The sequence below is a fragment of the Paracoccus limosus genome (assembly GCF_009711185.1).
In the GTDB taxonomy this organism is placed as follows: domain Bacteria; phylum Pseudomonadota; class Alphaproteobacteria; order Rhodobacterales; family Rhodobacteraceae; genus Paracoccus; species Paracoccus limosus.
In genome coordinates, this window is record NZ_WMIF01000004.1 from 144,677 (window position 1) to 170,180 (window position 25,504).

Consider the following 25,504-nt stretch of genomic DNA (forward strand, 5'->3'; position numbering starts at 1 on the left):
ATCTGCCGGAAAGCCCGCCTCGCTGCGGCATCAGTCGGGGACCCGCAGCTCCCAGTAATGCACGACGATGCGGACCTTGCCGGATGAAAACTGCCCGCCGGTGGCCGACAGCCGCAGCGGGGTCGGCGTCCAGAAGGTCATCGGCGCCGACAGCATCCCGCGAACCCAGGTGCCGGCCTCCTTGCCCAGCCCCTGACCAAAGCGATTGAGCGAATCCGCATTGCCCATCGCCCAAGAGGTCAGAGAGCCGGTGATGGCATTCAGGACCCGCGCGGTTGCACCGATCACCATCGCCCCGGTCGGAATGACCATGCTGGTATTGGCCACGCTCCCCGTGGTCAGGGTCAGATCCTCGGACAACTGGCCCGCAATCATCCCCGAACCGTGCTGGCCCAGCGTCAGGGCGCCGACGACCCAGCGCGACCCGTCATGGATCGCGGCCAGCCCCCGGTCCGCCACCAGCGCCCGCCGGCCGAATTGCGGCGTGACAAAAATCCAGCCGCCATTCGCGCCGATGGCGATCTTGCCGCCCTGAGCCTGCCATGCGTTGGTGGCCCCCACCGGCACGCCCCAGCACAACCCCTCGACGACCGCCTCCGGCGGCGTGCTGCGGCTGATCGACTGCAGCACCAGATCGACCTGGCCATCAAGGCGCAGCATCGCCTCGTTGACCGTCACATGTTTCTGGGCCTGCGCCGGCATCAGCAAAGGCAGCGCCATTCTTGCGGTCATGTCATCAGCCATCGATCATCATCCTTGCAATAGGCCCAGCGCCGAAGGTGTCGGACAGCTGAGCGATCTCGATGGCAAAGGCACCTGCTGCCCTTGCCTGATTCCATTTTTCCAAAGGCACGACCCAGCGCGCTTCGCCAACCAGCGCCTGCGCCAGCACATTGCCATTCTGTACCAGCCGGACCGAGTAACGCTCCTGCGCCTCGCCCAACGGAACGTCCGGCCCGTCCCAGCCATCGCCCTGCACGCGTGTGCGTCGGATCCAAGTCACCTCATTGCCGTTGGCCCGCAGATGACAGGGCGACAGCGGACGCAAGCCCGCCCCCCGGAACGCCGCCGCGATATGGCGATAGCTGGCATCGTCGGGCGCCCGCGTGCCCGGCCCGATACGCCAGTGCCGCAACTGGTTGCGCGCCGAGGGTGGCAGATCCACCTGCCGGGCCGATCCGTCCAGTACCACCACGATGCTGCCCGCCGGCCAGACCTGCGGCATCAACGCGTCGGTTCCGGCCTGACCACGCAGGCGGGCCGAGATCTCCCACACCCCCGCCGAAATTAGCCGGGCATCGCGGAACTGCATCAGCTCCCAGTTCTCGGCCGAACCATCCCCGATCGCAACAAGGTTCACGCCTCCAAGCAGGGCCGTCCCGCTGGCCGATTCCAGCTGCCCGCCCTTGACCTGCAACCGCAGCGCCGGCCCCCGATCCCAGGCGCCGGGCCGGGCCGCCGCCAACGGCCCCAGCGTCACCCCCATGATCGAGCGGGTAGGCAGCGTCGTGTTGCGCGCATATCCCCCCACCTGTTGACTCGACACCCATGCCGCGACCGACCCGGGCCATGGTGTCGCCGTGACCGCCAGATACGGAGCATCCGGCGCCTCGTCCCCCCGCAGCAGCGGCAGGTCCAGAAACACCGGCCACACCGGGATCGGCGGGTTGAACGCGCGCACCATCGTCTGGCTCTCGATCACGCGCGCCGGACGATAGACGCCCGGCTCCACCCGCACGGCATCGACGGTCATCGCCTCGCCCCGCTCGACACGATCAATGCGCCAACGCTTAGCGTCGCCTTTGGCCTCGACCAGTCGCACCACGTCGCCCGGTCCCAGATGATCCAGCGAGGGCGGCAGGGCGAAACGCAGCGTATCGCGCGAGATCAGCGTTTCCGACAGCCAGCGCTCGGCGACGGATTGCCCCTCGGCACGCGTCAGCGTCATCGGCAGCTCGCTGTCCGACACAGCCAGAAACTCGCCCCCCGGCATCCGCGTCTCGGCCGTGCTGGCGGCATAGTCGCCCCCCGCCTCGACATGGGTCAGCCGGACGCGGCCGACGATCTCGGCATCGGCTGCCCGCGTGATCTCGACATTGGCAAGATCCCCGGTCACTGCCATGTCGTCCGGGCCCAACTCGGCATCGACAAAGGCGTTGCGCATGGCAAAGCGCAATACGCCGTCACGCTCCAGCGCATCGAAACCATGCGCCAGCATCAGCGGCTGCAACACCGCCCGCCCCGACTCGGCGCCATTCGCCGCATAGCCGCGCACCAGACCGGATAGACCCTCGGTGTCAAAGGCAATCACCCCGGCTTCGCGGCAAATCTCGGCAACGACGTCCCCCAAGGGCACGGCGCCCGCCCGTCCATTCAGCCAGTGGCCCCGCTCCCATGCCGGCCCGTCCGACCAGAGGTCCGTCCGGGCCGGAAAGGCCGGATAGGGACGCGCGTCCCAGCACCAGACATGCGCCCGCGCCATGTCGATCATGCGCCCGGCCGGTATGCGGCCAAGCGCCTCACGCGCCGGGTTGTTGCGTGCATCCCCCCAATATTCGGTGATCGCCCGGATATAAGCCGCCTGCAAAGGATCATCCCGCCGCCCATCCGAGAAATGCGGCAGCACGGATTCCGAGCTCATGGCATCAAGGAACTTGTTGGGCTGGTTGGTCGCCTTGTCCAGCGCCGCACACCCCATCTCGGTGAACCAGATCGGCTTGGAGCGGGGCACCCATGCGGTGGCCTCGGCCCGGCGCTGACCATTGCTCCGGTCATGATGCTCGTTCAGCCACCAGTTGCGGATGTCCTTGTAGCGCCAGATCCAGTGCTCGTCGAACAGGCCATCGCGGATCGGCGTGCGCTTCTGCGCAAGCCGGTCCTTGTCACCGGCATAGTACCAGTCGAACCCCTCGCCACCCGCGACATTGCCGCGCAGATAATCGGGATGGTCGATCCGCTCCCACGCCGCATCCAGATGGTCCTCGCCATCGCGCCAGTCCGACAGCGGCATGTAATTGTCGATACCGATGAAGTCGATGTTCTCATCCGCCCACAGAGGGTCCAGATGAAAGAACACGTCGCCATTGCCGGGGTGATAGCCGAAATACTCCGACCAGTCCGCCGCATAGCCGATCTTGACGCCTTCGCCCAAGATGGCACGGACATCGGCGGCAAGACGGCGCAGCTGCGCCACGGCCGGAAAGCTGTTCCCCGCCCCACGGATCTGCGTCAACCCGATCATCTCGGATCCGATCAGGAACGCGTCGATCCCGCCTGCTGCCGCACAAAGATGGGCATAATGCAGGATGAACCGGCGATAGGACCATTCCTGCGGACCGCCATAGCTGACCTTCCCGTCCGAGACCGTGAAATCCGCCACTTTGGCGCTGCCAAAGAATGCTGCGACCTCATTCGCAGCGGCTGCAGTGCCGGAGGGACTGCCGGGCAGACCGGCCGCCACGCTCGAGGTGATGCGTCCACGCCACGGCATGACCGGCTGATCGGCCTGCCCGGTCCAGGGATCAGGTTTGCCGTTCCGCGCGAGCTGCTCCATCAGGATGAAGGGATAAAACACCGCCTTGCGCCCGCTGGCCGCGATCTCGCGCAGCGCCTCGAGGACCGAGCCATCTGCCGGCGTGCCACCGTAGATCGGACGGCCATTCGTCCGCGCCACCTCGTCTGCCGTATCGCGATCGACACCCCCGGCACGCCAAGCCATTTCCTTGCCGTCACGCGTCCGGTCCTCGATCTTGGGACGGACCGAGCATTGGTTGACCCGCAAATCATCGCCGAACCACGACACGACCAGCGACACCGACCCGACCTTCGGCAGCTCCCGCCCCAAGGTCCGCATCGAGGCCTGAAAATCCGTACTTGCAATGGGTGTATTGCGGTTGGCCACCCGGGTCTCGCCCAGACCCAGATCATAGCTGACCGCCGTGGTCGCCAGCGAATACTCGCCGGTGCCGGGGATCATCGCCACCGCCTGCACTTGCCGCGACAGGCCGCGCCCCCCCTTTGCCGCCCGCGTGACCTCGAAAGACAACTGCGGCACGCGGTTGCCCCAACGCTCCAGCCCCAGATCCTCCAGCACGACATAGGCGATGCCGCGATAGGCCGGCGCTTCCTCGCCCCTCTCGGCAACGATCGCCGGATCAGGAAGCTGGGTCTCGTCCCCTGGATAGACCCGCATCCCCAGATCATCGGGCGAAACCTCTTCGCCATCGGCCCAGACCCGGCCGACGCCCAGGATCGGCCCCTCACACAGCGCCAGGGCAAAGCTCAGCCGATAGCTGATCTCGGTCACGCTGGCGCCTGTTCCGCCCTTGCCGCCGCCCCCCTGTTTGCGCCGCACCTCGACCAAAGGCCCCGCCCAGATCGCATGACCGGGCACACGCATCTGCCCCCACAACCGCGGAATCGGCGTGCCCTCGCCGGCGGTCTGGATCCGCAGCCGGTCGACCCGCCCCGTCTCGACCGCCTTCGAACCCGAGCCCAGCAGCCGCTGGTCGATGACCCGGCCCAGGGTCGCGCCGACCGCCCGGCCGATGACGGCCCCCGACAGCCCAAGGATCGTGCCTCCGAAACCTGCCCCGATGGATGCGCCGGCTGCCGCCAGCAGAATCGTCGCCATTGCGCCTTCCCCTTCAATTCAGTGGCGGAAACCGGTATCTCCCGACGATCTTCGACCGCCACGGCGCCGCAAGCGGGCTTTCGACCACGCCATGCCGGTCATAGGCGTGGACAAAACTCGCTGCCGCGCCGGTCCGCGCCTGTATGCCCATATGCTTGGCGATGGCACCCGATCTCATGCGAAAGATCAGCACATCGCCCGGCTCCTCTTCGGGATCTGCGGGACGAAGCAACCGCCCCGCCCCGCCGATCAGCAATTCGTCATCGCCCCACTCGCCCCAATCGGCGGTATAGGCGGGCATCCTCTCGGGCTCGGGGCCAAAGAACTGCCGCCAGATGCCCCGGATCAGCCCCAGACAATCTGTCCCCGCCCCCTTGACCGAGGCCTGATGCACATAGGGCGTGCCGATCCACGCGCGCGCCGCATCGACGATCAGCTGGCTCATGACTTCACCTGCGGCGCGATCAGCCAATCCTCCGAGGGCAGATGCGGAAATCCCCGAAAGTTGAGATAGTTCAGGAATTTCGCCCGGCAGGTTTCACCGCGCTTGTCGCAACCGACCGTCAGCCGCACCCGATCCCCGGCGACGGGACGCAGCCCCAGCCCCGCCCACAGCTCCAGCTCGCGCGCGCCCCCGGGAACTGCCAGATCGCTCTTGATCTGACCGCGCAATCCCTTGGCCGCGCCCGACAGGACGACAAGCGCCCCGCGCTCGAACCAACGCTGGTCAAATCCGCCCGCGCCGGTCACGACCAGCCGCTGGCCCTCGCGCTCGCTCTGCACCACGGCATCGGCGAAATAGCCCGGCGTCATCAGGTTGACGCCGCACTGCCCGTCCCCAAGCTCGGCCGAACAGCGCGGATGATAGACCCGCCCCTGCGCACGGTTCAAAGGCTCCGACAGCCCGCGCAACTCGGCACGAAAGGCACCGCCGCTGCGACTGACCTCACCCAGCCTGCCGCGAAAGATCAGCTGCCGATTGTCGGGCAAGCGCCAATCCATCTCCCACAGCCGCACCTCGGCCGAATCCCAGCGCCCCGCCATCAGGTCGATCTCGGTGATCGCGCTGTCCGACAGGGCGCCGACGGCTTCGGTATTGTCGACAGACAGCCCCGCCCCCTGCACGACCGCCTTGGCCGATAGCCCGCTGTCCGGCCTGAAGTCGATCCCGCCAAAGGCCAGCGGCATATCGTGATCGGTGAAGCCCAGGACCAGCCCATCCGCCCGCGACACCGCCCAGGCCCGCGCTATCGTCTCGCCCTTCATAGCCGCACCTCGATCACCGGCACCTGCGGCAGATCCCCCGCATGAAACGACGCGACCGAGACCGCGATCCGATCCGTGTCAAAGCGCACCGGCACGTCGAATTCGAAACCGGCGGTGACCTTGGCCCCATCCTCGGGCGGCACGGCAAAGCTCAGCAGGCCGGTGCCCAGATCAACGGCATAATCCTGCCCCTCGTGCAGCTCGACATCGCCGGCGCCGGCCAACACCGTGCCCGCCACGGGCTTGGCGATCGGACGCCAGTATCTCGCGGGGCCCGACTGATAGGACTTGCGCAGCTGGAACAGCTTGCGCACCCCGTCGCCATAACCCAGCACCTGATCGGAAAAGGCCGGCGCGCCACTCGCAGCCGAGGATTTGTAATCCGACCAGTCCTTCCAGCGAAACCCGTGCAGTTGCCCGGCGCGGGCCTCGAAAAATGCGATCAGCGCGCCGACATCGTCCAGCGAGCGCAGCCCCATCCCCGCGTCATAGCGCCGGCGCGAATGCGCCCATGGGCTGCGGCGCTCCTCGTGGCCATTGCTCAGCGACACGATCTCGGTGCGCCGCTCCGGGCCGCCGACCGAACCAAACGACAGGTTCGCCGGAAACCTGATTTCATGAAATGCCATATGTCACCCGTTCCTGTCGCCGCGCGCCAGCATCCGCCCCAGCTGGGCGGCGATCTGGCTCTGGCTGCGCGCAAATCCCGAAACATCGGGGGTCGAGACGTTGAAGGTCACGTTCACCGGCCGCCCCCCGCCGCCGGCGGCCACGCCCAGCTTGCCATCAGCGCCACGCCGCAGCGGCATGATCGCCTCGGGCCCGGCCTCGCCCATCAGGCCGGTCGCCCCGCGCATGGGAAATGTGGTGGGCGCGCTGACCACGCCGCCCTTGGCAAAGGGCATCACCCGGCCCTGACTGAACGCCCCGCCATCGGCAAAGGGCAGCGCCCCCGACACCAGCCCCGTCACCCCTTGCGAGATCGCGCCCGCCAAGGCCTGCTGGATCGGCTTCATTGCCACCGCATAGGCGGTATCGGCCATGCTGCGCGCCACGCCCTTCAGCGCATCGCTCAACTTGTCGCCGTCAAAGACCAGCCCCTCGAAGGCCCGGCGCAAGCCGCTGCTGATCCCCGAAGACAGACTGCCGACCTCGCGATTGGTGTAAAGCATCGACTCGCGCAGGCGCGACAGTTCCTGCTCGAATGCCGCCGTGACCCGGCCGCTGTCCTCCAGCCCTTTCCCGAGGCTGTCGCTGCTGTCGTCCAGGCCACCGAACCCGTCCTTGTCCGCCATCTGGGGCGCCTCCTCTTACTCGTTGCGCGGTTGTTTCGACCGGTCGGGATAGCGCGCCGCCAGCTCGGCCAGCCGGTCGCGGGTCATGCCGCGCGCGCCGGCCTCGATCCCCAGCATCAGCGCCAGCTCGGCCGGGGTCAGCGCCCAGAACTCTGCCGGCCGCAGCCCCAGCCCGCCCTGACGGACCGGGCCCATGCCGACCTTCATCAGACCGGGCCAGTCCAGGCCCTGCCCGCTCATGCGCCCTCGATCCGAAAGGCGCGCGCCAAAAGCTGCGCCGCCAGATGCGCGGCCGCGACCGGCCCCCCGGCCAGATCGGCGCGCAGGAACTGCGCGCCGTCCCCCGGCCAGCCGCCGCCGCGCAGTCCCGCCACCAGCACCGCCATCACGTCCCGGCTGGAAAACCCACCGCTCTCGAAACGTTCGACCAACGCGATCATGCTCTCGGCGCCCAGCTCGGCTTCCAGCTCGGCCAGCGCGCCCAGCGTCAGCTTGGCGCACCACGCCTGGCCATCCAGCCGGATTTCGACCTCACCCGCATGGGGATTGGCCATCTCACAGCGCGGCAAAGCTGATGACGCCCGCGCTTGCCATCGAAATCTCATAGGTCGCCTCGCCGTTGTAGCTGCCGGAATATTCCAGGCTAGTGATCTGAAAGGGCCCCTCGATGGTGCCGAAATCCGGCACCACGACCTGAAACTTCGGCACCTCGCCATCAAAGAACACCTGCCGCGCCCGCTCGTCGGTGGTTCCGTCGCGAAACACGCCCGAACCCGAAATCGTGGCCGAGCGCATCCCCGCCCCGCCCAGCAACTCGCGCCAGCGGCCTTCGCTTTCGATGCTGGTGACATCGACCGTCTCGGCATTGAACGCGATCCGGGTCGCACGCAGGCCCGCGATGGTCTCGAACAGCCCATCCCCGGTCATGTCCATCTTGATCAGCAGGTCGCGCCCATTCTGCACCGCCATGTCCGTCTCTCCTCAACCCAGGTCAATGCGGGCACGAAAGGTCAGATCGACCCGCCGCCCCGCGCCGTTTTCCGCCCGGCGCGCCTTGGCGCGCAGGAACCACAAGCCGGTCAGATGCCCGCGCTCCAGCGTGATCGGGCCTTGCTCCAGCGCCTCCGACACCGCCGCCGCCGCCGCCTTCACCGCGCCAAAGCCATTGGCCTCGTCGGCCCCCGACAGCACCGAAACGACGAAATCATGCTGCGATCCCGCCGCCGTCATGTCGCCGGCATCGCGCACCTCCTCGGGCCCCAGCGAGACATAGGTGCCCGCCGGCGCCGCCACCGGCATCGCGTCATAGATCGCATCGCCGACGAAAACGGCCAGCGCGCTATCCTCGCGCAGCGCCTGATAGACTGCGGCCTGCAGGGCCGCCGTTGCCGCATAGCTCATGCCGCCTGCTCCTCTTTTGCGACGCAGACCAGATAGCGGCCGCCAGGATCGGCCTCGGCCACCGCCTCGATGCGGAACCGCCGCTGGGCCGCGCCCTCGCCCATCAGAAACCTCTGCTCAGGGCGCGGACGACGAGGATCGCCAACTGGCGCCGCCCTGACGGTGATCCGCCAGGTCACGACGCTCTGTGCTCCCACCTCGGCAAAGCGCTCGCCGCCCGCACCCGACCGCATCTCGGCCCAGACCTGCCCGACCGGCTGCCAACTCAACTTGAAGCCGCCCATGCCGTCGGCCACCCGGACCGGAGAGGCCAGAACCAGCGGCACCGTCAGTCGCGGCCCGCTCATGAATGCCCGCGCGTGGCCCCGCGCCCTCCCAGCATCCGGACCGACCGCCAGCGCTCGATCAGCGCGCTGACGCCAAAGGGCAGCGCCGACTGGCTGCCCTCGAAGCTGCGGTCCTCGTGATAGCGCGCCGCCAGCAACAGCACCGCCTGCGCCAGATCGGCCGGCACCGCGTCCCAGCCCGGCCCGAAACCGGCCGAAAAGGTGATCGTCACCGATCCCCCCTGCGGCACGCCCGGCAACCACGCACCGCCCCGGGGGGCCAGCGCCGGACGCTGGCTGTCGGCCAACAGCCGCCACAGCCCCGGTTCGACTGGAACGATCTGCCCCGCGCCGTCATCGATCTCGACCCGGTCGACCGAGCTGACCGGCGCCAGCGGCAGCGGCTGCGCCGCCGGATCGCGCCAGTCATCCAGCCGCAGCCGGAATTGGCGCGCCAGCAGCACCTTGCCGGTGCGCGCCTCGATGGTGGCAATCGCGGCGCGCAGAAAGCCCGCCAGTGCCGCCGTCTCGGCCGCATCCTCGGCCATCTCAAAGCCCGAGCCCAGCCGCAGATGGGCGCGCAGCCCCGCGACGGGCAGCGCCTCAAGGGCGGGCGCTGTCAATTCCACAAGCATCATCTTCGACCCTCCCGTTTGCACGGTCGCTGCATCAACTGGACGAAAAAGGGGGCCGCGCGTGTCCGCCTTCGCGCGCGCGGACAGTTGCTCAGCCGGTCAGGCGGAATTGGGCCCGCGCGACCCCCACTTCGGCCTGGGATCAGCCGAAGACCATCAGCTTGATGGCGCGGGCGTCGGTCACACCGCCGCCGACACGCTTGGTGGCATAGAACAGGACATGCGGTTTGGCCGAGAAGGGATCGCGCAGCACCCGCAGATCGGGACGCTCGACGATGGTATAGCCCGACCGGAAGTCACCAAAAGCAATCGAGGCCGAGCCATTGGCGATATCGGGCATGTCCTCGCACAGCAGCACCGGATAGCCCAGTAGCTGCGGAGGCTGGCCCATCGCCAGACTGTCGGCCCACAGGAAGCGGCCATCCGTGTCACGCATCTTGCGCACAGCGGCGGCGGTCTTCGAGTTCATCACGAAGCTCGCATTGGCGCGATATTGTGCCCCCAGCGCATAGACCAGATCGATCAGCGCATTCGCCGGATTGGTGGCGGCGAAATCGCCGGTCGCCCCCGAGGCGATGGTGCCGATCTGCACGTTGCTGGCCGAGGCATTGGCCGCGCGCGGATGGGTCAGGAACCCCTTGGGCTTATTCGAGCCATCGCCGCTGATAAAGGCGGTCTGCTCGGCGCGGATGAACTTGTCGGCGATGCGCCCCGCTAGCCAGGTCTCGACGTCAAAGGCGCCGTCATCCAGCAGGCGCTGGCTGGCCTTCGGCATGGCCGACAGCTCATGCACCGGGATCACAACGCGCTGCACCGTGGGCGTGCCGGTCTCGGCCTGCGCGGTCGCCTCGGTCGACCAGCCGCTGGCGATATCGCCCATATCGACCAGCATCTCGAAGGTGGCCGATTCCACCGTGACCACATTGGCCACCTTGCGCAGCGAGGGCATGCTGTTCAGCGCCTCCTGCACCTGCATCGCCACGGTCGGCGCCGCCAGGAAACCGGCGTCCGAGGTCGAGGACATCGCCTTGCCTTCCAGAGGCAGGCCGCGCAGTGCGCCGTCGTCGCCATGGCGGATATAGGCGTCGAACGCCTTCTGATGCGGCGCGGCCCCTTCGGCCTCGACCGACAGAGGGGCGCGGGCGCGCGAAAGGGTCTTGCGGTCCAGCATGGTCATACGTTCTTCCTGTGCTTCCAGTCGTTTCTGAATATCCTGCCGGAATGTCTTGAGTTCACTTACGAACCCCATCATCTCGGCCCCCAGGTCGCCGGGCATGTCCGCCCCGGCCGCGGCTTTCACCTCGGTCATGGTCCCCTCCATCTGGTGAAATTCACTCGGCGCGCAGCGCCTGCGTCGCGGCCCGAAAGGCCGCCGCCATTTCCAATGCGCCGTCGGACTTGCGGCCGACCTTCGCTTCGGCGAGCATCGGGAAGGTCACCAGCGACACTTCCCACAGCTCCACCTCGCTCAGCAGCCTGCGCCCCTTGCCGTCCCGCTCGGCGCTGATCGTGCGATAGCCGATCGACAACCCGTCGATGGCCCCCGCCACGATCAGCGCCGCCGCCTCGCGAGCCTGCTCGATCTCGGGAAGCAACCGCCCCTTGACCCACAGGCCCTTGTCATCCTCGCGGATCTCGTCCCAGACCCCGATCGGGCGGGTCGGATCGTGCTGCCACAGCATTCGCACCCGGTCGCCACGCGCCGCCAGCCGCTTCAGGCTGGCAGCATAGGCCCCCTTCACGACCACATCGCCGCCCTGATCGGTCAGACCGAACAGGCTTGCGTAACCCTCGATGCGGGTGCCGTCCGACACCAGGGACGCGCCCGGAGCATATTTCAACTCCAGACCGTAATCCTTTGAATTCACCTCAACCTCCTTTCGGCGTATAGGCCAGGATGGATTGAACGGCTTGGGTCAGGATCACCCCGACCACACCATAGACCGTCATCCACAGACGCTTTTCCAAGCCCTCGATCAGCGCCTCGATCCGCTCCAGCCGGCGGTCGACCTGCCCGAACTGCAGCGCCATGATCCGCTCCTGCGTATCGAAACGCTGGTCGTGCCAGTCGAAGGGCTCCTTCACGAAACGCGAACCCTCCATGTCACTCCTCCGCGGCCAGCGGCGGCAGCCCCAGGGCGGCGCGCTTCTCGGCCTCGGTCAGGAAAGCCGCCTCCCCGATGCGCTTCCATTGCTGGTCGCGCTCTTCGGCAAGCGCCGGAACCTGATCCGGATCGGCCCGCAGCACGATCTCGCTGCCCAGATGCTCCGACAGCCACCACGCGACGGCACTGGTCACCCGCGACACCAGCGGCAGGACTGTCAGCCGGTAAAAGGCGCGGTTGGCCTCGGCATAATTGGAATAGGTCGCCTCGCCCGGAATGCCCATCAGCATCGGTGGCACACCAAAAGCCTGGGCGATCTCGCGCGCCGCCGCCAGCTTCGTCTCATGGAACTCCATGTCCGAGGGCGAAAATCCCATCGGCTTCCAGTCAAGCCCGCCCTCCAGCAGCATCGGCCGCCCGGCATTGCGCGCGCCCTGATGATGCAGCTCCATCTCGGTCACCAGCCGGTCATATTGATCCGGCGCCAGCGCACCCTGACCGTCCGCCCCCTTGTAGACGATGGCGCCCGAAGGCCGCGCCGCATTGTCCAAAAGCGCCTTGGACCAGCTCGACGCGCTGTTGTGCACGTCGACCGCCACCGCGGCCGCCTGCATCGGCGACAGGCCATAATGGTCGTCCAGCGGATGGAAGCTCTTGATATGGCAGATCGGATCTGGACTGCCGGTCATGTCAAAGCGATACTTGCGCCCGCCCACGGCATATTCATAGGCAGCAGGCCAGCCATCCTGCCCCGGCACCACCGCCATCCGGTCCGAGCGCAGGACATGCAACTCGCCCGGCAGGCCCTTGGCGCCGTCGCCGACCGCCTCCAGATAGCCATTCCCGCTCAGCAGGATCTGCCCGTAAAGCGCCTCAAAGAACTCGGCCCGGCCCTGCCCCAGATTGGGGCGCCGCAGCAGATCCAGCACCGGATGCACCTCATAGCGCCGCTCGCGGTCCTGACACAGCAGCGGCATCGCCGCCGCCGCCTCGGCGATCAGCCGCACAGCCCGAAAGCCGACCGGATTGCCGACAAAGCCGGTCTGCGCCATGGACACCGTATCGCGCGGCGACCAGACCACCCGCCCCGATCCGGCCGCCAAGGCCACCAGCTTGCCCGTGGCGCTGGCCTTCTTCTCGACCTCGGCGGCCGGGGCGCCTGCCCCGCGCCCAAACCAGGAAAATGCCATCGGTTCCTCCTGAAATCCCAATGAAAAAGGGCCGCAACAGCAGCCCTTCGCGGACCTCAAGGGCCCTTCTTTCGTGTCGAAATATCCCGGGGTCCGGGGCAGAGCCCCGGTCCCACCTCCGGCGCCGCCCAAACCTTCGGGCTATAGCCCCCGAACCGAGGGACGCCGGTAATGCGCCGCAGGCTCGATCATCAGCTCGTGGATCGCCCAGACCAGGGCATCCAGCCGGTCGGGCGATCCCTTGCCCTCATAGCCCCTGACGGTCATGCGGCACATCTGGTCCTCCAGCGCACCAAGACCGCGCAGATGATGCACCCGGCCCTGCTCATACAGCGCCGCCACCGGCTCGGCCCGCAGCCCCTTGCCGCGCCCGGCGCGCAACGCCCGGAACGGCACCAAGGGATCGATCTGCCGGATCACGCTCTCGACCAGATCGCCGCCCTGGTTCACCTCGGCCACCAGCCGCTCGGCCCCGTGCCGGTCCATCGCCGCGATGGCGGCGCGCGCCCAATCCGTAGGCCCGCCGCGCACCGTGGCATCCTCCAGCACATAGGCCCGCCAATCCGTCGCCGGCCCCTCGCACACCACGCCTGCAACGACGATGCCGCATTCGTCCGAGGCAGCGCCCCCGGTCACTGCCGGATCGACCGCGACCACCACCCGGCTCAGCGCCGGCGCCGCCTCGACCCGGCAACGCTCGACCATCGCCGTGGTCCAAAGCGCCCCCTCGACATCGTCCAGCAGCAAGCCCTCCAGCTCCTGACGGCCCAGCCGCGTGCCGGCATAGCGGCTTTCGACCTCGGCCAGAAAACTCTCGGCCAGATAGGCGCGGTTGGCATCCGTCGGTGCATGCGTCGTCACCGTCGAGGCATTGCCCAGAATCCGCTTCAGCACGCTCACGTTCTTGGGCGTGGTCGTGACCACCTGCTGTGGATGCTCGCCCAGACGCAGGGCGAATTGCAGCATGTCCCAGGTGTCCTCGGCCTTTTTCCACTTCGCAAGCTCGTCGACCCAGGCGGCATCGAATTGCGGCCCGCGCAGGGCTTCCGGCTCATGCGCCGAAAACACCTGCGCTGTCGCGCCATTCGGCCAGAGCAGCCGCCGCCGCCCCGCCTCCCAGACCGGACGACGATCCGGCGGCGAGCAGGCAAGAATGCCCGACTCGCCAAACACCATCACGTCGCGCGCCTGATCAAAGGTCTCGCTGACCAATGCCACGCGATGGGCGCGCCCCGGGGCCTCGGGCGTTGCGCCCTCGACCTGACCGCGCACCCACTCCGACCCGGCCCGGGTCTTGCCGGCACCACGGCCACCCATGATGACCCAGGTTTTCCAGTCGCCCTCAGGCGGCAACTGATGCGGCAGCGCCCAGAACTCGAAAAGCCAGGGCAGCGCCGCCAGGGCATTGCTGCTCAACCCCTCCAGAAAGGCATCAACCTCCTGAGGCTCTGCGCAGGCAAGCCAGGCGGCGCCCGACTTCATCTCTTGCCGCGACAAGGTCGAGTGCGCCTGCACCGACCTGTCCGGCAGCATCCTTGCGAAGCTTGTCAACCTTGCCCCTTTCCTCCAGCACCAGATGGGTCGCGTCCCGCAGGGCGCGCACCAGCTTGCCGGATTCCTTCAACTCGTCCGTCTCACCCGCCTGAATCTGCGCCCGCAGCCGGGTCAGATCCGCCGCATAGGACCGGAACAGCCCGTCCGCGATGGCCAGCACGTCCAGCTCCGGCGCCTCATCGGCGCCGGACGCGAATGGTCCTTCCGCAGGCTCGCCACGCCCCGGATCGAAATTCACTGTCATTCCGTTTGCCCTGCCCTCGTGTGCCTGTCCGCACGAGCGAGACATGAAAAAAGCGGCCCGGGGTCTTTCGACCCGGCCGCTTGCCCATTTCTCCCAGCATGGATAAGTTCTACTTTAGAACGTTCGGTAAGTCAACGCAAAACCTATGGTTGATTTACGATCCGTTCATTCACGTTGAAACACAATGAACTAACCCACGCAACAGCAGCGTTCAGCACGAGCAACACCCGCCCGATTTCCACCGCAACGCGCCGGGAATCGGCCGGCAATGTCGCGCATCAGACGCCGTTTTTCAACGCATCCGCCTTGGCGCGCGCCTCGGTGGCGGCAGCAACGGCGGTGCTGGCCTGATCCTGCATCTGCTGGGCATAGCTCACCACGGTCGCGGCATAGGCCTCTGACCAGTCGGCGTAATCCTCGGCCTGCATGGTTTCCGCTTTGGCGCGCAACTCCTCGGCCTTGGCGCGGGTGCGGGCAACCTGTTCGTCCCAGCCGCCCTGCATCTCGGCCCATTGCGTGCGGACATTCTCGCTGGCATCGGCCAGATAGCCTTGTATCTGCTTGTCCAGATCCTCCTGCCGGGCCTTGGCGCTCTCTTGCCAGCGGCGGGCGCTGGCCATCAGCTCCTCGCCCTTGGCTTCCATCTCATCTTGCCATTTCCGGGCGCGCGTCTCAAAGACGCGGGCGTTCTCGGCAAGGCCAGTCAACAGGTCGGACAGTTTCATCGCGGCACCTCTATCATGATCGATGCCCGCAATGGTGCCCAGCCACCGAGGGTTTGTCAAAGCCCCCCGGTGGCCGCGTGGTTCAATCGCCCTGCACCGGCGACAGCGCCTGACCGCGCTGCTTTTCGATCTCGCGCCAGCGCTTCACGTTCTGATTATGCTCCTCCAGCGTGCGGGCAAAGGCATGCCCGCCCGAGCCATCGGCGACAAAGAACACATAATCCGCGTCCTCGGGATTCAGCGCCGCCTCGATGGCGGCCTTGCCGGGGTTGGCGATGGGCGTCGGCGGCAGACCGTCGATCTGATAGGTGTTGTAAGGCGTGCGCCGGCGCAGCTCGCTGCCGCGAATGCCGCGATCCAACACCCCCTCGCCCTTGGTGATGCCATAGATCACCGTCGGGTCGGTCTCCAGCCGCATGCCCCGGCGCAAGCGGTTCACAAAGACGCTGGCCACCAGACGGCGCTCGTCGGGCACGGCGGTTTCCTTCTCGACGATCGAGGCCATGATCAGCGCCTGCTCGGGCGTCTGATAGGGCAAGCCGGTCTCGCGCTTGTCCCATGCCTGCGCCAGAAATGCCGACTGCCGCCGCGCCATCTCGGCCAGAAGCGTGCCGCGATCAGCGCCCTTCTGCACGTCATAGGTATCGGGCGCCAGACTGCCCTCCTCGGGCAGTTTCGCGACCGAGCCGTCCATGAAACCCGCAGCCTTCAGCCCCTCGACCACCTGCCAGCTTGTCACGCCCTCGGCCACGGTGATGCGCAACCGCGTATCGGCCTTGGCCTCGGCATCCGCCACCAGCTGCGGCGCCGGCTCGACGCCGGGCACATATTTCGCCTTCTCGGCCATCAGCCCGGTCTCGGCATCGGTATCGCGCAGGATGACCGAATTCTCGCGCACACCAATGCGATAGATCACCTCGGTGCCACAGGTGCTGGGCCCGCCGGCGGTGATCGTGGCAACGATATCGGCCATACTGGCATGCGGCGGCACCAGATAGCTGCCGAATTTCAGATCGCGCGCCTTTCCGGCGTAATCCGCCCCGGTCCGAAAGATGTAACCGTTCGAGACCACACCCTGCCCGGCCAGCTGCTCGCTTACCGCGCTCAGGCTGGCGCCCGGCGCCACCCGCACGCAGGCCGCCACGGCCGAAGGCCCGGGCGCGGCATATTGATGCTTGGCCCAGGCAATCGCCGCCGCGACCGCGATCAGGATCACGATCAGCAGGGTCAGAAAGTTCGACGCGATATGGCGCCAGATCATTCGGCCACGCGCCCCATCACCAGACTGGCGTTGGTGCCGCCAAAGCCGAAGCTGTTGGACAGCACGTAATCCACCTTGCGGCGCACGGCGGCATTGGCGGCCAGATCCACCACAGTCTCACGCGCCGGCTTGTCGAGGTTGATCGTCGGCGGGCAGATCTGGTCGCGCAGCGCCAGAATGCAGAAGATCGCCTCGACCGCGCCCGCCGCGCCCAGCAAATGCCCGATGCTTGACTTGGTCGAGGACATCACCACATTCCCGGCCGCATCGCCCAGCATCCGCTCGACCGCGCCCAGTTCGATCACATCGGCCATGGTCGAGGTGCCATGCGCGTTGATGTAATCCAGATCGGCAGGGCTGATCCCCGCCCGCTTCAGCGCTGCCGCCATGCTGCGGAACCCGCCATCGCCATCCTCGCTGGGGGCGGTGATGTGATAGGCGTCGCCCGACATACCGTAGCCCAGGATCTCGGCATAGATCTTGGCACCGCGCGCTTTCGCGTGCTCGTATTCTTCCAGAACGACGACGCCCGCGCCCTCACCCATGACGAAGCCGTCGCGATCCTCGTCCCAGGGGCGGCTCGCGGCCTTGGGATCATCCTCACGCTTGGTGGACAGCGCCTTGCAGGCGTTGAAGCCCGCGACGCCGATCTCGCAGATCGGGCTTTCGGTGCCGCCCGCGACCATGACATCGGCATCGCCCAGCATGATCAGCCGCGCCGCATCGCCAATGGCATGGGCGCCGGTCGAACAGGCGGTGACCACCGCATGGTTGGGCCCCTTGAAGCCAAACCGGATCGAGACCTGACCCGAAACCAGGTTGATCAGCGCGCCCGGGATAAAGAACGGCGACACGCGTTTCGCGCCGCGTTCCTTGATCAGCACGGCGGTATCGGCGATCGACGACAGCCCGCCGATGCCCGAACCGATCATGACGCCGGTGCGCTGGCGGTCTTCCTCATTGGCGGGCTCCCAGCCAGAATCCGCCACTGCCTGCGTCGCAGCCGCCATGCCATAAAGGATGAAATCATCGACCTTGCGGCGGTCCTTCGGCTCCATCCACTGGTCGGGATTGAAGGTACCGTTGCTGCCATCGCCCAGCTTCAGCTCGCAGGCATATTTCGTCACGACGCCGCTGGTATCGAAACGCGTGATCGGCCCGGCGCCGGATTCCCCGGCCAGCAGGCGCGTCCAGGTTTCTTCGACCCCAGAGGCCAGAGGCGTGACCATACCCAGACCGGTGACGACAACTCTGCGCATAAACGGCTCCTTGACCCTCGCATAATTCGGGCGGTTCTACACGCCCCCCGCCACGCACGCAACGCCAAGCCTGCGCCCGTGCCCCGCCCGCCACGCGGCGCCGCAACAAGAATTCGCCGCCAATGCCCCGCGAATTATTGAACACGCTGCAAATGCAACTATCCTGCGCGTGGTTCCTGCACCGCAGAAAGGACAGACCGAATGACCGATCAGACCCAGGCCAGCGCCGCCGCCGCCTCGGATGAAATCCACAGCGTGACCTCAGTCGTCCTGCCCGAACCGCCTGTCCCGCCGGCCGCCGACCAATCCGCCAACCCCGAAATCGCCCGCCGCAAGGCCGAGATCGACCTCGGCAACAGCGGCTCGATCGTGCATTTCGGCGCCCGCGCCCAGAACGAGCTGCAAGAAATCAGCCAGGCCATGCTGGCCGATGTCAAGAACAAGGACGTGGGCCCCGCCGGCGAGTCGCTGCGCGAGATCGTGACCACGATCCGCGGCTTTTCCGTCTCCGAGCTGGACATCCGGCGCGAGCGCAGCTGGTGGGAACGCCTGACCGGCCGCGCCGCGCCCTTTGCGAAATTCGTCGCCAATTACGAACAGGTCCAGACCCAGATCGACCGCATCAGCGCCGATCTCGACGCCCATCAGCACCGGCTGCTCAAGGACATCAAGTCGCTCGACCTGCTTTATGAACGCACGCTGGATTTCTATAACGAACTGGCGCTCTATATCGCTGCGGGCGAGCAGAAACTGGCCGAGATCGACCGCACCGAAATCCCCGCCGCCGAAACCGCCGTCGCCGCCGCCCCCGAAGAGGACAAGACCCTCGCCGCCCAGCAGCTGCGCGACCTGCGCTCGGTGCGCGACGATCTGGACCGCCGCGTGCATGATCTGAAGCTGACGCGGCAGGTCACCATGCAATCCCTGCCCTCGATCCGGCTGGTGCAGGAAAACGACAAATCCCTGATCACCAAGATTAATTCGACGCTGGTCAACACTGTGCCCCTTTGGGAAACCCAGCTGGCGCAGGCCGTCACCATCCGCCGCAGCGCCGCCGCCGCCAGCGCGGTCAAGGCCGCCAATGACCTGACCAACGACCTGCTGACCGCCAATGCGAAAAACCTGCGCGAGGCGAATGCCACCATCCGCACTCAGGTCGAACGCGGCGTCTTCGACATCGACAGCGTCAAGACCGCCAATGCCGAGCTGATCGCCACCATCGAGGACAGCCTGCGCATCGCCGATGAGGGCAAGACCCGCCGCGCCGCCGCCGAGGCCGAATTGCAGGGGATGGAGCGCGCGCTGCGCGACACGCTCGCCTCGGCCCGTGCCAGCCGGCCACAGCCTCCGGCGCAGCAATGATGACCGCGCGCCGCCCCATCCGCGCCCTGCCGGCGCTTCTCACGCTGGGCCTGCTGGCGCTGGCCGGCTGCAGCGATCAGCCCACGCCGCCCGCCAAGCCGCCGGTGATCGAGGCCGCCGCGCCGCAGCCCCGTCCCGACCGGCCCCGCGTCGATCAGGCCGAACTGCGCCGCACCCGCGCCGAAAAGGCCCGCGCCGCCAGCAGCGCCGCCGCCCGCGCCGCCGAAACCCCGGCCAGCCGCACCATGCGCACCTATCTGGTGACGGTCGAACAGACCCTGAAATCGCGCGGCATGTTGCGCACCGACGGCGGGATCGGCATCCCGCTGACCCCCGAAAGCCTGACCGAGGATTTCGTCCAGATCGCGCTGCATGACGAATATTCGCGTCAGGGCGACGCGTTGATCTCGCGCCCGGTGCCCGCGCCGCTGCGCCGCTGGGCCCAGCCGGTGCGCATGCGCATCGAATTCGGCGACTCGGTGCCGCCGGTGCAGCGCGACCGAGACCGCGCCGACATCACAGCCCTTGCCGCCCGCCTGCAGTCCGCCAGCGGCACCCCCGTCTCGCTGTCGCGCGGCGACGGCAATTTCACCATCCTGATCCTGTCCGAGGATGAACGCCGCGCCATCGGCCCGCGCCTGACCGCGCTGGTGCCGGGCATCCCGTCCAGCGATGTCGATGCGCTGGTGAACCTCTCGGCCCAGAACTACTGCACGGTCTTCGCCTATTCGCGCGGCAATGCCTCGACCTATGTCCATGCCGTGGCGCTGATCCGCTCGGAAACGCCGCCGCTGTTGCGCCGCTCATGCTTTCACGAGGAATTGTCGCAGGGCATGGGGCTGGCCAATGACAGCCGGCAGGTGCGGCCCTCGATCTTCAACGACGACGAGGAATTCGCCTATCTGACCCCGCATGACGAGCTTTTGCTGAAGATCCTCTACGATCCGCGCCTGCGCCCCGGCATGACCGAGGCCGAGGCCCGTCCCATCGTCCTGCAGATCGCGCGCGAACTGCTGGGCGCAGCAGCGTGATCGCCTCAAGGCTTGACGCCCGGCGTTGTCGGCGCAGTATCGGCTGCGCGGCAACCTGGCGAAAGGCGTAACCATGTCCCTGTTCAACATTCTGGGCGGCGAGTTCATCGACATCATCGAATGGACCGACGACTCGCGCGACACGATGGTCTATCGCTACCCGACCGTAGGCAAGGCGATCAAATACGGCGCCAAGCTGACCGTGCGCGAAGGTCAGGCGGCGGTCTTTATCCACGAAGGCCAGTTGGCCGATGTCTTTGGCCCCGGCCTTTACATGCTGGAAACCAACAACCTGCCAATCCTGACGCGGCTGCAGCATTGGGACCACGGCTTTCGCAGCCCCTTCAAGTCCGAGATCTATTACGTCAACACCACCCGTTTCAACGATCTGAAATGGGGCACCAAGAATCCGGTCATCGCCCGCGACCCGGAATTCGGCCCGGTCCGCATCCGCGCCTTCGGCACCTATTCCATGCGCGTCACCGACCCCGGCAAGTTCATGACCGAGATCGTCGGCACCGATGGCGAATTCACCCGCGACGAGATCAGCTTCCAGCTGCGCAACATCATCGTGCAGGAATTCTCGCGCATGATCGCAGGGTCGGGCATCCCGGTGCTCGATATGGCGGCGAATACCGACCAGTTCGGCCAGATGGTCGCCAAGGCGATCAGCCCCACCGTCGCCAGCTACGGCCTGACGATCCCGGAATTCTACATCGAAAACATTAGCCTGCCTGATGAGGTCGAGAAAATGCTTGATAAGCGCACCTCAATGGGCATCGTCGGCGATCTGAACCGCTTCGGGCAATATGCTGCCTCCGAGGCGATGCTGAACGCCTCGCAACAGCCGGGCGGCATGGGCGCAGGCATTGGTGCGGGCCTTGGCGCGGGTCTGGGCGCTGCCATGGCCGGGCGCGGCCCATGGGGCGCGATCCCGGGCCAGCAGGCGCCGCAACCGGCCGTGCAAAGCCCGCCGCCGCTCCATCCCGAAACCCTGTGGCATATCGCCGTCGATGGTCAGGCCGAGGGCCCCTATGGCCGCGCCAAACTTGGCCGGCTGGCGCAAGAGGGCCGCTTCTCGCGCGAAACGCTGGTCTGGACCGCCGGTCAGGACGGCTGGAAACCCGCCGACGAGATCGCAGAACTGGCCCAGCTGTTCACCGTCGCCCCGCCGCCACCGCCGCCGGTGCCCAAGGGCTGATCCATGCCGACGCCACCCTCGGAATATCGCTACCCCTGCGAGAATTGCGGCGCGAGCCTCGAATTCTCGCCGGGGCAGCAAAGCCTCGTCTGTCCCTATTGCGGCCACGAACAGCATATCGGCCCCGGCCCGGCCCGCGCCCCAGCGCGCCAGACCGGCAATGGCCCGTGGGGGGAACGCGCGATCCTCGCCACCCCCGGCACCGGCCGCGCGCTGCAATGGGACGCGCATCACAAATCCGATCTGGTCGAGATCCCGCTTCAGGACGGTCTGCGCCGCGACGCCGCAAGCGATCTGACGCAGGCGGTGCGCACGCTCTCGTGCCCGAACTGCGGCGCCAAGGTCGAAATCACCAATGACCAGCACGCCTCGACCTGCCCGTTCTGCGCCACACCCGTGGTGACCGACACCGGCACCACGCGGCTTTTGAAGCCGCAAGGCGTGCTGCCCTTCGTCATCACTGAAATCCAGGCACGGGCGGCACTGGAAAGCTGGCTCAAGGGCCTGTGGTTCGCGCCCTCGGGCCTGACGGCCTATGCCCGGCGCGGCAAACAGATGAGCGGGGTCTATTCCCCCTTCTGGACCTTCGACGCCGACAGCCGCTCGGCCTATTCCGGCGCACGCGGCGACTGGTATTACGAAACCGTCTGGGTCACGCGCGAGGTCAACGGCCAGCGTCAGCAGGTCGCCGAACAGGTGCGCCGCACGCGCTGGACGCCGGTCTCGGGTCAGGTCGCGCGCAATTTCGACGACGTGCTGGTGCTGGCGGCAAGCTCGCTGCCGCGTCGCATCACCGATGCGCTGGTGCCGTGGGATCTGTCGCATCTGATGCCCTACACCCCCGAGTATCTCGCGGGCTTTCTGGCCGAGGGCTACACGATCCCGCTCGCCTCGGGCCATGACATCGCGCGTCAGGAAATGGCCGGGGTGATCGCCATGGACGTGCGCCGCGCCATCGGCGGCAACGAACAACAGGTCAGCAGCATCCAGACCCGCTATGCGGACGAGACATTCAAACATATCCTGCTGCCGGTCTGGACCGCCGCCTATCGCTACAACGGGCAAAGCTACCGCTTCGTCGTCAATGGCCAGTCCGGTCGCGTGCAGGGCGAACGCCCCTGGTCGGTATGGAAGATCGCCTTGGCCATCCTGCTGGCGCTCGCGGTCATCGCCGGCCTCCTCTGGCTCAACGAACGCGGCAATTACGTCCGCTTTGGCGCCGATATCGCGCCGGATATTTCCATCGCCGACAGTTACCGCTATCAGAACCACAACGGACCGTGAGCATTGGGGGGAAGTCATGATCTTGTGCGCCGGGGAATCGCTGATCGACATGGTGCCCGAGGCCGGGCATTACCGCCCGCTGGCCGGCGGCGCGGTCTATAACACCGCCATCGCGCTGGGACGTCTTGGCGCGCCGACCGGCTATTTCTGGCCGATCTCGCGCGACGCCTTCGGCGAGCAGTTGCTGCGCCCGCTGGCCGAGGCGCAGGTGGACACCTCGCTGTGCCCGCGCTCGGACCGGCTGACGACGCTGGCCTTCGTCACCCTGATCGGGGGCGAGGCGCGTTACTCCTTTTACGACGAAGGCTCGGCCGGCCGGATGCTCGCGCCCGAGGATCTGCCCGCCACGCTCGACGACATCTCGGCGCTGTTCATCGGCGGCATCAGCCTCGTGCCCGATCCCTGCGGCGGCAGCATCGAATCACTGGTCGCGCGCCTGCCCGCACATGTGCCGGTGATGCTCGATCCCAATATCCGGCCCTTCTTCATCACCGATGCCGCCGCCTATCGCGCCCGGCTCGAACGGCTCTTTGCCCGCGCCGATATCGTCAAACTCTCAGGCGATGACCTCGACTGGCTGATGCCCGGCGCAAGCTTCCCCGAGGCCGCCGCCGCGATCCTCGCCAAGGGCGCGAAACTGGTGCTGCAAACCGGCGGCGAAAGCGGCGCCACCGCGCATTGGCGGCACGAACCGATCAGCGCGCCCGCAACCCGGGTCGAGGTCGCCGACACCATCGGCGCCGGCGATACCTTCAACGCCGGTGTGCTCAGCGCGCTGCATCAGGCCGGCGCCCTGACCCGCGACGGCATCGCCAATCTCGATGCCGACACGCTCTTGCAGGCGCTGCGCCTTGGCACCCGCGCCGCCGCAATCACCGTGTCGCGCCCCGGCGCCAACCCGCCCTGGGCCCAGGAACTGGCCGCGCTGCCAGCCTGAACGGACTGCGGCCGGGCCCCACCCGGACCGGCCGCAAAACCACCGCAAACCAGGTCGCAGCGCGCGGCGGCTCCGGCTTTCACCATTTTCCAAATACCCATACAACCGCGCCAACCGGCCCGGCGCTTGCCGTCCCCGGACCAGCCGCCGCTCAAAGCGCCGCGAATTGCGCCTTTTGCCGCTCGGTCCAGCGCAGCAGCAGCCGCACCCCCTGCTCGCCCATCTCCTCCGAGACGACGACGCCCTGCCGGTGCAGCCATGCGCGGCTGCGGCCATCCTCGGGCGGCAGGACCAGCACCTCATCCAGCCGCAGCTCGTCCAGAACCTCGGCCAGCCGCAGCTCGACCGCCTCCAGCAGCGCCTCCAGCCCCTCGCCCGACAGCGCCGAAATCGCCTGCACGCCCTCGATTCGGGCGTCGGTACGGCGCAGCGCGGCGCGGGTTTCCGGCGACAGCGCGTCGATCTTGTTCCAGACCTCGATCAGCGGCACGTCTTCCTCGACGCCCAGCGATTCAAGGATCTCGCCCACATCGCCCGCCTGTTCCTCGGTCTCGGGATGGCTGATGTCGCGCACATGCAGGATCAGATCGGCGGCCAGCACCTCCTCCAACGTGGCGCGGAACGCCGCGACCAGCTCATGCGGCAGGTCACTGATAAAGCCCACGGTATCGGACAGGATCACCCGCCGCCCGCCCGGCAGCACCATCTGGCGCATGGTCGGATCGAGCGTCGCGAAAAGCTGGTCCTTGGCCATGACCTCGGCCCCGGTCAGCGTGTTGAACAGCGTCGATTTCCCGGCGTTGGTATACCCCACCAGCGCCACGATCGGATAGGGCACCTTGGCGCGGGCCTTGCGGTGCAGCTCGCGGGTCTTGACCACGCGCTCCAGCTGCCGGCGCAGGCGGATCACCTGCTCGTCAATGGCGCGGCGGTCGGCCTCGATCTGGGTTTCCCCCGGCCCGCCGACAAAGCCCAGACCACCGCGCTGGCGTTCAAGGTGGGTCCATGCCCGCACCAGCCGCGTGCGCTGATAGGCCAGCGCCGCCAGTTCGACCTGCAACACCCCTTCGCGGGTCTGGGCGCGGTCGGCAAAGATCTCAAGGATCAGCCCGGTGCGGTCCAGAATCTTGACGTCCCATTCCTTTTCCAGATTGCGCTGCTGCACCGGCGTCACCGGCCCGTCGATCAGCACCAGCTCGGCGCCTTCGCCCTCGGCCACGGCGCGGATGTGCTGGCCGATCTCTTCGCGCTTGCCCTTGGAAAACAACATGCCCGGATCGGGATTGCGCAGCTTGGCCACCTCGGCGCCGGTCACGTCGATGGCCGGCAGCGCATGGGCCAGGGCCACAGCCTCTTCCAGCGCCAGCTCGGGCGAGCGGCGGGTGCGGCTGTTTCCCAGATCCGGGTGGATCACATAGGCGCGGGTCGGACGTTCCCGCGTTTCGCTGGGCTCGGCCAATCAGTCCTCGCCGTCATACAGGCTGATCGGCTGGCCCGGCATGATCGTCGAGATCGCGTGCTTGTAGACCAGCTGCGATTGGCCGTCGCGGCGCAGCAGCACGCAGAAATTGTCGAACCAGGTGATGACCCCCTGCAGCTTGACGCCATTGATCAGAAAGATCGTCACCGGCACCTTGCCCTTGCGGACATGGTTCAGGAATGCGTCTTGGAGGTTCTGTTTATCGCCGGCCATTTCGATGCACCTTGTTCTTATCGCTATCCGAAAAGACTTAGGCGAGCCGCCATCCGCTTGCAAGCCGATGATCGCCTGTGGCCGCCGCCCTTGTGGCGCGCC

General features: G+C 67.1%; 28 protein-coding genes. 5 read left to right on the forward strand and 23 right to left on the reverse strand.

Annotated elements, in window-relative coordinates; genetic code table 11:
- Window positions 1-30: 30 nt before the first annotated feature.
- The 21 genes from GL279_RS04730 to fabF all read right to left on the reverse strand — a co-directional run bounded on the left by GL279_RS04730 (window position 31) and on the right by fabF (window position 17,894).
- Window positions 31-744, reverse strand: coding sequence for a DUF2793 domain-containing protein (locus GL279_RS04730; RefSeq protein WP_155063449.1), 714 nt, complete (start codon window positions 742-744; stop codon window positions 31-33).
- Window positions 737-4,633: a baseplate multidomain protein megatron gene (locus GL279_RS04735; protein WP_155063450.1), complete on the reverse strand. Its 3,897-nt coding sequence runs from the start codon at window positions 4,631-4,633 to the stop codon at window positions 737-739. Before GL279_RS04735 ends, GL279_RS04730 begins: the two co-directional genes overlap by 8 nt.
- 13 nt (window positions 4,634-4,646) lie before the next feature.
- Window positions 4,647-5,078 carry an NlpC/P60 family protein gene (locus tag GL279_RS04740; RefSeq protein WP_155063451.1) on the reverse strand — a complete coding sequence of 144 codons (432 nt, stop codon included), beginning with the start codon at window positions 5,076-5,078 and terminating at the stop codon, window positions 4,647-4,649.
- Complete coding sequence (locus tag GL279_RS04745) at window positions 5,075-5,899, reverse strand: DUF2163 domain-containing protein (RefSeq protein WP_155063452.1); 825 nt, start codon at window positions 5,897-5,899, stop codon at window positions 5,075-5,077. The genes GL279_RS04740 and GL279_RS04745 overlap by 4 nt, the downstream gene beginning before the upstream one ends.
- On the reverse strand, window positions 5,896-6,528 hold the full coding sequence (locus tag GL279_RS04750; protein WP_155063453.1) for a DUF2460 domain-containing protein: 633 nt from the start codon (window positions 6,526-6,528) through the stop codon (window positions 5,896-5,898). Before GL279_RS04750 ends, GL279_RS04745 begins: the two co-directional genes overlap by 4 nt.
- Window positions 6,529-6,531: 3 nt before the next feature.
- Window positions 6,532-7,194, reverse strand: a complete 663-nt coding sequence (locus GL279_RS04755) for a phage tail tape measure protein (RefSeq protein WP_155063454.1) — start codon at window positions 7,192-7,194, stop codon at window positions 6,532-6,534.
- A gap of 15 nt (window positions 7,195-7,209) precedes the next feature.
- On the reverse strand, window positions 7,210-7,434 hold the full coding sequence (locus GL279_RS04760) for a phage tail assembly chaperone (RefSeq protein WP_155063455.1): 225 nt from the start codon (window positions 7,432-7,434) through the stop codon (window positions 7,210-7,212).
- Window positions 7,431-7,748: a gene transfer agent family protein gene (locus GL279_RS04765; protein ID WP_155063456.1), complete on the reverse strand. Its 318-nt coding sequence runs from the start codon at window positions 7,746-7,748 to the stop codon at window positions 7,431-7,433. The genes GL279_RS04760 and GL279_RS04765 overlap by 4 nt, the downstream gene beginning before the upstream one ends.
- Before the next feature lies 1 nt (window position 7,749).
- The gene (locus GL279_RS04770) at window positions 7,750-8,163 is read right to left on the reverse strand and encodes a phage major tail protein, TP901-1 family (RefSeq protein ID WP_155063457.1); all 414 of its coding nucleotides are present in this window, start codon (window positions 8,161-8,163) and stop codon (window positions 7,750-7,752) included.
- A 12-nt stretch (window positions 8,164-8,175) separates the two neighbouring features.
- A complete protein-coding gene (locus tag GL279_RS04775) occupies window positions 8,176-8,595 on the reverse strand; it encodes a DUF3168 domain-containing protein (RefSeq protein ID WP_155063458.1) in 420 nt (139 codons plus the stop codon).
- Window positions 8,592-8,942 carry a head-tail adaptor protein gene (locus GL279_RS04780; protein WP_155063459.1) on the reverse strand — a complete coding sequence of 117 codons (351 nt, stop codon included), beginning with the start codon at window positions 8,940-8,942 and terminating at the stop codon, window positions 8,592-8,594. Before GL279_RS04780 ends, GL279_RS04775 begins: the two co-directional genes overlap by 4 nt.
- Window positions 8,939-9,559, reverse strand: coding sequence for a head-tail connector protein (locus GL279_RS04785; RefSeq protein WP_155063460.1), 621 nt, complete (start codon window positions 9,557-9,559; stop codon window positions 8,939-8,941). Before GL279_RS04785 ends, GL279_RS04780 begins: the two co-directional genes overlap by 4 nt.
- A 139-nt stretch (window positions 9,560-9,698) precedes the next feature.
- Entirely contained in the window at window positions 9,699-10,865 is a 1,167-nt protein-coding gene (locus tag GL279_RS04790) for a phage major capsid protein (RefSeq protein WP_155063461.1), read from the reverse strand.
- A gap of 22 nt (window positions 10,866-10,887) precedes the next feature.
- The gene (locus tag GL279_RS04795; protein ID WP_343039708.1) at window positions 10,888-11,424 is read right to left on the reverse strand and encodes an HK97 family phage prohead protease; all 537 of its coding nucleotides are present in this window, start codon (window positions 11,422-11,424) and stop codon (window positions 10,888-10,890) included.
- A gap of 1 nt (window position 11,425) precedes the next feature.
- Complete coding sequence (locus GL279_RS04800) at window positions 11,426-11,659, reverse strand: GTA head formation protein, RCAP_rcc01685 family (RefSeq protein WP_155063462.1); 234 nt, start codon at window positions 11,657-11,659, stop codon at window positions 11,426-11,428.
- Window position 11,660: 1 nt separating this feature from the next.
- A complete protein-coding gene (locus GL279_RS04805) occupies window positions 11,661-12,851 on the reverse strand; it encodes a phage portal protein (RefSeq protein ID WP_155063463.1) in 1,191 nt (396 codons plus the stop codon).
- Between the two features lie 141 nt (window positions 12,852-12,992).
- Complete coding sequence (locus tag GL279_RS04810; protein ID WP_155063464.1) at window positions 12,993-14,333, reverse strand: DNA-packaging protein; 1,341 nt, start codon at window positions 14,331-14,333, stop codon at window positions 12,993-12,995.
- On the reverse strand, window positions 14,284-14,649 hold the full coding sequence (locus tag GL279_RS04815) for a permease (protein WP_155063465.1): 366 nt from the start codon (window positions 14,647-14,649) through the stop codon (window positions 14,284-14,286). Before GL279_RS04815 ends, GL279_RS04810 begins: the two co-directional genes overlap by 50 nt.
- 278 nt (window positions 14,650-14,927) lie before the next feature.
- The gene (locus tag GL279_RS04820; RefSeq protein ID WP_155063466.1) at window positions 14,928-15,374 is read right to left on the reverse strand and encodes a hypothetical protein; all 447 of its coding nucleotides are present in this window, start codon (window positions 15,372-15,374) and stop codon (window positions 14,928-14,930) included.
- Between the two features lie 82 nt (window positions 15,375-15,456).
- Complete coding sequence (gene mltG / locus GL279_RS04825; protein ID WP_155063467.1) at window positions 15,457-16,635, reverse strand: endolytic transglycosylase MltG; 1,179 nt, start codon at window positions 16,633-16,635, stop codon at window positions 15,457-15,459.
- A complete protein-coding gene (gene fabF / locus GL279_RS04830; RefSeq protein ID WP_155063468.1) occupies window positions 16,632-17,894 on the reverse strand; it encodes a beta-ketoacyl-ACP synthase II in 1,263 nt (420 codons plus the stop codon). Before fabF ends, mltG begins: the two co-directional genes overlap by 4 nt.
- Window positions 17,895-18,095: 201 nt before the next feature.
- Between fabF and GL279_RS04835 the strand changes: the two genes are divergently transcribed.
- From GL279_RS04835 to GL279_RS04855, 5 genes are all read left to right on the forward strand, one after another.
- Window positions 18,096-19,256, forward strand: a complete 1,161-nt coding sequence (locus GL279_RS04835; RefSeq protein WP_155063469.1) for a toxic anion resistance protein — start codon at window positions 18,096-18,098, stop codon at window positions 19,254-19,256.
- Window positions 19,253-20,287, forward strand: a complete 1,035-nt coding sequence (locus GL279_RS04840; protein WP_246175154.1) for a DUF2927 domain-containing protein — start codon at window positions 19,253-19,255, stop codon at window positions 20,285-20,287. The genes GL279_RS04835 and GL279_RS04840 overlap by 4 nt, the downstream gene beginning before the upstream one ends.
- Window positions 20,288-20,360: 73 nt before the next feature.
- Window positions 20,361-21,488, forward strand: a complete 1,128-nt coding sequence (locus tag GL279_RS04845) for an SPFH domain-containing protein (protein ID WP_155063470.1) — start codon at window positions 20,361-20,363, stop codon at window positions 21,486-21,488.
- 3 nt (window positions 21,489-21,491) lie between these two features.
- A complete protein-coding gene (locus GL279_RS04850; protein WP_155063471.1) occupies window positions 21,492-22,772 on the forward strand; it encodes a TFIIB-type zinc ribbon-containing protein in 1,281 nt (426 codons plus the stop codon).
- Window positions 22,773-22,788: 16 nt separating this feature from the next.
- A complete protein-coding gene (locus tag GL279_RS04855) occupies window positions 22,789-23,709 on the forward strand; it encodes a carbohydrate kinase family protein (protein ID WP_155063472.1) in 921 nt (306 codons plus the stop codon).
- Between the two features lie 151 nt (window positions 23,710-23,860).
- Here GL279_RS04855 and hflX read toward each other — a convergent pair whose 3' ends face one another.
- Both hflX and hfq read right to left on the reverse strand, forming a co-directional pair.
- Window positions 23,861-25,168, reverse strand: coding sequence for a GTPase HflX (gene hflX / locus GL279_RS04860; protein ID WP_155063473.1), 1,308 nt, complete (start codon window positions 25,166-25,168; stop codon window positions 23,861-23,863).
- Window positions 25,169-25,402 carry an RNA chaperone Hfq gene (gene hfq / locus GL279_RS04865; protein ID WP_017999735.1) on the reverse strand — a complete coding sequence of 78 codons (234 nt, stop codon included), beginning with the start codon at window positions 25,400-25,402 and terminating at the stop codon, window positions 25,169-25,171.
- Between the last annotated feature and the right edge of the window lie 102 nt (window positions 25,403-25,504).